Here is a 5,294-nt window from a genome sequence, read left to right on the forward strand (position 1 = left end):
AGCAGCTGGCCAAGACACTGTGTCATACCGGAGAGACCTCCCGAAAGGGCCTTCTGTTGGCGCAGAACCCCATTTCGACGTCTCTCCGGTTTCACTTCCTCAGCAACTCATGAATAATGCGGGCTAGGGGCCCCCGCCGGGTGACCGGTTGGGTGACGTCCTTGACAGCAAGCCCTCGCAACAGCCTGGGTGGGGCGCTGCCCCTCTGGGTCTCGGCGTTCTAGGGCTTGCCTGGTGGGAGGCTGAGGAAGGCCTTGCCCTTGGCGTCCGCGAGTACGATCCCCCAGGTTCCACGGTCATCCTCGGCCAGCATGATCCGCGGCATCCCGGCGCTGTCCTGCAGTTGCATGCCATACCTGCCTGCATCGCTGGCGCCCAGCAGGGCCCGCAGACGGTCAAGATCGTCAAGGACCATGAGCCGAGGCATGCCCTTGCTCACTTCGAGCCGCGCCGCAGCCCCCGTTTTGTGAGCTCCGAGGTGCAGGTAGGGGCCCTCCGATGCACTGGTGAGACAGACGTGCTGAGGGCCCTCCTCCGGTCCCAGTTGGAGCTGCGAAGTGCCCTGCTGCGGTGCTACGGTGAGGGTACACTGCGGACCGGTCTTGTCCGATCCCAGCACAAGGTACTGGGTGTGATCGGACCGGACCGCGAGGGCGACGACGGGCTTGCGGGGCTCTTCGCTGATGGACAGGCTCATCGCGCCATCGGGACGGGCGGTGAACCCGATGCTGCCGCCGCTTGCGCCCACGCCGGTGATGCCGAGCATGGCACTGCCGTCAGCCGCTGCCTGGCCCGCTATGCGCCCCGTTCCCGTTCGGTCAAAGAGGTTGAAAAACGCCGACCCATCCGCCGCGACACCCGCTGCGACCGCCGGCTTGCTGTTCTCGCCCAGCAGCCGCAGCCGAGGGCCGTCAGGCGCCATCCCCAAGGTCGCTCGCGGTCTCCCTCTCTCGTCCACCACCCGGAACTCGCGGGCCTCGACCACCTGCGTTCCCCTCGGCTGCGCCCACGCCCAACTGCCCATTGCGAACTGAGCCAGGGCCCCACCGATCAGCGACGCGACTGCAACAACGACCATCGTCATGACCGAGCGAAATCGACTCATCCCGCCCACCTCCTGCCCATCATCTCCCGGCTCACCCCGGGAGCCTATGCCGAGACTCAGCTACAGCGTCGATCCCCTGCTCCGCACTTCTCTCAGCCCGAGATTCGCGATCGACGCAAGGGCTCCTGCCAAGGACCCTTCGGCGGCAGGAAGGGCGGCCGCACGCCCGAGGTGAATCAGGCCCTGTTCGTGCACAGAGATGGGCACTGCCCGCACTCGGGAATGCAGCGCCTTAGTGACAGGTCGCCATCTGCATGGACTTCCGAGCCGAAACACAGGTTCGCCGGATTCAGGGGAGAGCGCCAAGTGAACGAGAGGCCTCCTGGCAGTGCATGGAGTATTAGCTCACGCAGCCTTCCAGGCCGGCAGTACGTGGATTCACGCCGTGCTGCGGCGATTCTGTCTCGCCTGGCCTGGGCGCTCGCGCTTCTTGGGGTCGGCGCTCAGCTGGCGGCAGCCGCCGTCTCTCTGCGGCACCATGGGGCAACCACAGAGGGGAGCCAGGCGGAGCTGCCTCCCGCGCCCTCGGTCGCCGTGAGCACTGCACCGGCGCGACAGACGGAGGCCGGTCCGCCTGTGTCGCCGGAAGCGCCGGACAACGAGGCGGGCAGTGCCTCTGACCAGCCCAAAGCGGGCGAGACACCCCGCAGCAACAGTGAGACGCCCACACCCGCCGTCAAGAAGCCAACCGAACCCAGGCCCGCTGCTCGCGCGGCGGCGCGAGAGACGGTTCTGACCCGGGGGAAGACAACTCAGAAGCTCGTGTCTCTCACCATCGACCTTGGTGAGACGGCTACCCGCCCCGCGGTCACGGAGATTCTCGACTATACAAAGCAACATCACATCCCGTGCGCGTGGTTCGTGACGGGCTGGTTCATCAGGAAGTTCCCGGACCTCGTCGAGCGGTTCGCCGCTCGCGGTGATGAGATCGGCAATCACACGGACACACATCCGCATTGCACAAACGTGGGGAAGGCCAGGCTCGAACGCGAGTTGCGCGCTGTGGAGGATGGCCTTGAGAAGCTGGATCTGCGCATCACGACGCCTGCGTTCTTCCGGCCGCCCTTCGGTGAGTACGACAAGAGCGTGGTGAAGACAGCCGCCTCGCTGGGCTATACGACCGTCACCTGGACCGCAACCAGCACCGACTACGAGCGCAACGCGGACAGCGACCATGTCGCGAAGGTGATCCTCAAGCACACCGTGCCCGGCGCGGTCATCCTGACCCATGCCAGTGACGTCTCGCGCAAGACGATCCCGAAGGTCGCGGAGGAGCTGACAGCGAGGGGCTACCGTTTTGTGTCTCTCCGCGAACTGGCAGCTCTCAACGAAGGCGACTGACGCGTTGCGGACGGGCACGGTGGACCGCATCGTACCCGGCGCCCTGAGGCGGCAGGCTGAAAGGCGGACGGGCTCCCGGTGACATGGGAGCCCGTTGGCTACTACTGTGCGGAAGCTTGTACGGAGTTCAGTTAGCGCTCCGGACCGGGTCGACCATGCTCACCAGGCTCTTCACCTTGCGGTCCCTTGTCCCCACCTTGCGGTCCACGCTCCATGCCCGGCTGCTCATGTCCCTTGTCCTGCGGTCCAGGGCCCTTGCCCGGCTGTTCCCCGTCCCAGCCTCGACGCTCACGTTCTCGGTTCTGCGAGCCATAGCCACGACCCGGTCCTACCTGCCCTCTGCCCTGCTCGCCACGGTCCCAGCCCTGACGCTCACGTTCCCGGTTCTGCGGTCCGCCACCCCAGCCTGGACCTTCGCCACCCTTTCCCTGCGGTCCGCGGCCCCAACCCGGCTGCTCAAGCCTCGGCGGCTGAACGGGCTTCTCGACACGCCAGGGGCACGTCCGATCCTGGTCTGGGCCCATTCCCGGGCGTTCCGGGGCCTTCGCTGCCGGCTGGTCGGGCCGCTGGTAGGCTCTCAAGGCGTCGGTGACCAACCGCACGATAGCGTCGATGTTCTGGGCCTGCTCCCGCGGAGCAGGCGGCTTGTCTGCGAAAGCGAAGGTGCTCAGCGAAACGACGAAGATGCTCAAGGCGACGGGTGCTGCTCTTAGGATGCGCGGGTTCTTCACTGTCAGTCATCTCCTTCGTGGATCATCGTGATGTCTGTACAGTACCCCGCGCTCGTGAGCATCTTAGGTGAGCAGATATGAAGAACCTATGTGTATTACTCGGGCTGTCGCGAAGCCGTCCTTCGTGGCAGCGTGAGGGTGAAGAGCGATCCCTTCCCCGGCTCACTGGCTGCCCGGAGGTCGCCGCCATGGAGCTTTGCGATACTGCGAGCCAGGGTGAGGCCCAGGCCGGAGCCGCCTGTCGACCGAGTGCGCGAAGGGTCGGCGCGGTAGAAGCGGTCGAAGATCCGCGGCAAATCCTCCGGTGAGATGCCGACACCCCGATCGCGAACCTGAAGCGAGAGCTCCCCGGGATGGCAGGTCAGGCGGACCGTCACCGGAGCTCCCGCCGGGCTGTACTTGCACGCATTCACCAGCAGGTTGCGCACGGCCCTCTGGAACAGCTCGTCGTCCACCAGGGCGCTGCAGTCGACCTCCTCGGCGGGGAGCACAAGCTCGACCTTCGCCTCCGGGGAGGCTGAGGAGATGGCCTTGACCGCCTGCTGCACCGCCTCGCGCAGGTCCACCTCCTCCAGGGCCAGTTTCATCCCTCCGGCGTCCGAGGTCGCGAGAGTCTGCAGGTCCTGCACCAAGTCCACCAGGCGCATCGTCTCGCGGTGACACGCCTCCAGAGTCTCCTCGTCCGGGGCGAGGACGCCGTCCTGCATGCCCTCGAGGTAGCCGCGCACCGCCGACAGTGGGGTGCGCAGTTCGTGGGCGATGTCGGCGGTGAATTGCCTGCGCAGAACCTCCGCTTCCTGAAGCCGCTCGGCCATCGCGTCGAAGGCCCGGCCGAGCTGTCCGATCTCGTCTCTGCCCTTCAGGTTTGCTCGCACCGTCAGATCGCCGCTACCTAAGACCTCCGCCGACCGTGCCAGACGCCCGAGAGGGCGTGCCAGACTTCGGGCGACCAGCCAGCACGCCAGCACCACAAGCAGCGCTGAGGACAGCCCTGCTCGAAGAATGGAATCGTTGATCTGCCTGCGGAAATCAGCCTCTGCCGGCGACATACCCCACATCGGCCCGGCCAGACGTGCATAGGCTGTACCCACGCGCCTGCCGGAGACCTGGATGGGGATCGTCACCTCCGGCCGGCCCCGGTGGAAGTCTGGCCTGCCTGCTCGCATCACTTCCTTGCCGGTGTCGTCGACGACGATCACATCGTCGGGGCCCATCCCGCGACGCCGGCCGTCTGGTCTGGGTGGCTGAGTGGGCCAGCCACCGTTCTCCCTGTACAGCGCGGCAAGGTCGTCCGCGATCGCCGACCTGCGTTGCTGCTGTCCACGACCCAGGTAGTCCGTGAAGCGCCGATCGAGGAGGAAGTTGACCAGCCCGCCGAGGAGCATCACCGACAGGACCGAGAGCATGCCGAAGGACAAGGCCAGCCTAGACGCGATCCTCATGGTCGCTCACCACGAGCTTGTAGCCCACGCCGAAAACCGTCTTGATGCAGTCGCACCCGAACAGCTTGCGGCGCAGGTTCTTGATGTGGACGTCGATGTTGCGCTCGTAGCCCTCATAGTCGGTGTCGTAGACGGAGCCGACGAGCTGTGCTCGGGAGAAGGCGCGTCCGGGAGCGCGGGCTAGCGCAAGTAGCAGCGCGAACTCCAAGGGCGTGAGCTCGATCTCCTGGCCGTCCAGCGAGACCTCGTGTCGGAGGGAATCGATCCTCAGGCGTCCTCCGGCGAGCGAGACCCGATCGGTCTTCCCGCCGGAGCGCGTGCCGGTGCGTCGCAGGATGGTCAGCGCTCGCTGCACGACCTCCCGGGGGCTGAAGGGCTTGGCCACATAGTCATCGGCGCCGAGGCGCAGGCCCTGAATCCGGCTCTCCACATCGGCGCGGGCCGTCAGCATCAGGACCGGGATCTCCGTGTCCTGGCGGATACGCTCGCAGACTTCCTCCCCACTCATATCCGGGAGCATGAGGTCGAGCACCACCAGGTCCGTGCGACCTTCCAGGGCGAGCTTCAGGGCCTCAGTGCCGCTATCAGTGGTGACGACGACGAAGCCCTCGCGTTCGAAGTAAGGTCTGAGGATGTCGGTGATGGACTTCTCATCGTCCACCAGCAGTATGCGGA

5 protein-coding genes are annotated in these 5,294 nt (G+C 66.1%); 1 reads left to right on the forward strand and 4 read right to left on the reverse strand.

Going from position 1 to position 5,294, the window contains the following annotated elements; genetic code table 11:
• Positions 1-220 precede the first annotated feature (220 nt).
• Positions 221-1,105 carry a hypothetical protein gene (locus ABFE16_08115; protein ID MEN6345259.1) on the reverse strand — a complete coding sequence of 295 codons (885 nt, stop codon included), beginning with the start codon at positions 1,103-1,105 and terminating at the stop codon, positions 221-223.
• 372 nt (positions 1,106-1,477) lie between these two features.
• Here ABFE16_08115 and ABFE16_08120 point away from each other — a divergent pair, with 372 nt between their 5' ends.
• Positions 1,478-2,446: a polysaccharide deacetylase family protein gene (locus ABFE16_08120; protein MEN6345260.1), complete on the forward strand. Its 969-nt coding sequence runs from the start codon at positions 1,478-1,480 to the stop codon at positions 2,444-2,446.
• Positions 2,447-2,577: 131 nt separating this feature from the next.
• On the opposite strand, the gene ABFE16_08125 is transcribed toward ABFE16_08120, so the two are convergent.
• From ABFE16_08125 to ABFE16_08135, 3 genes are all read right to left on the reverse strand, one after another.
• Positions 2,578-3,177 (reverse strand): hypothetical protein, encoded by a 600-nt coding sequence (locus ABFE16_08125; GenBank protein MEN6345261.1) that lies wholly within the window; start codon positions 3,175-3,177, stop codon positions 2,578-2,580.
• A gap of 95 nt (positions 3,178-3,272) precedes the next feature.
• Positions 3,273-4,619 (reverse strand): ATP-binding protein, encoded by a 1,347-nt coding sequence (locus tag ABFE16_08130; protein ID MEN6345262.1) that lies wholly within the window; start codon positions 4,617-4,619, stop codon positions 3,273-3,275.
• Positions 4,603-5,294 (reverse strand): response regulator transcription factor (locus ABFE16_08135; protein ID MEN6345263.1); only part of this gene is annotated, 692 nt, incomplete at its 5' end. The genes ABFE16_08135 and ABFE16_08130, both read right to left, overlap by 17 nt.

Source organism: Armatimonadia bacterium (genome assembly GCA_039679385.1).
In the GTDB taxonomy this organism is placed as follows: domain Bacteria; phylum Armatimonadota; class Zipacnadia; order Zipacnadales; family JABUFB01; genus JAJFTQ01.

Bases quoted from the DNA above. Each gene is read 5' to 3' on its own strand.
- ABFE16_08130 (MEN6345262.1), bottom strand. From the start codon at position 4,619: ATGAGGATCGCGTCTAGGCTGGCCTTGTCCTTCGGCATGCTCTCGGTC.
- ABFE16_08115 (MEN6345259.1), bottom strand. From the start codon at position 1,105: ATGAGTCGATTTCGCTCGGTCATGACGATGGTCGTTGTTGCAGTCGCG.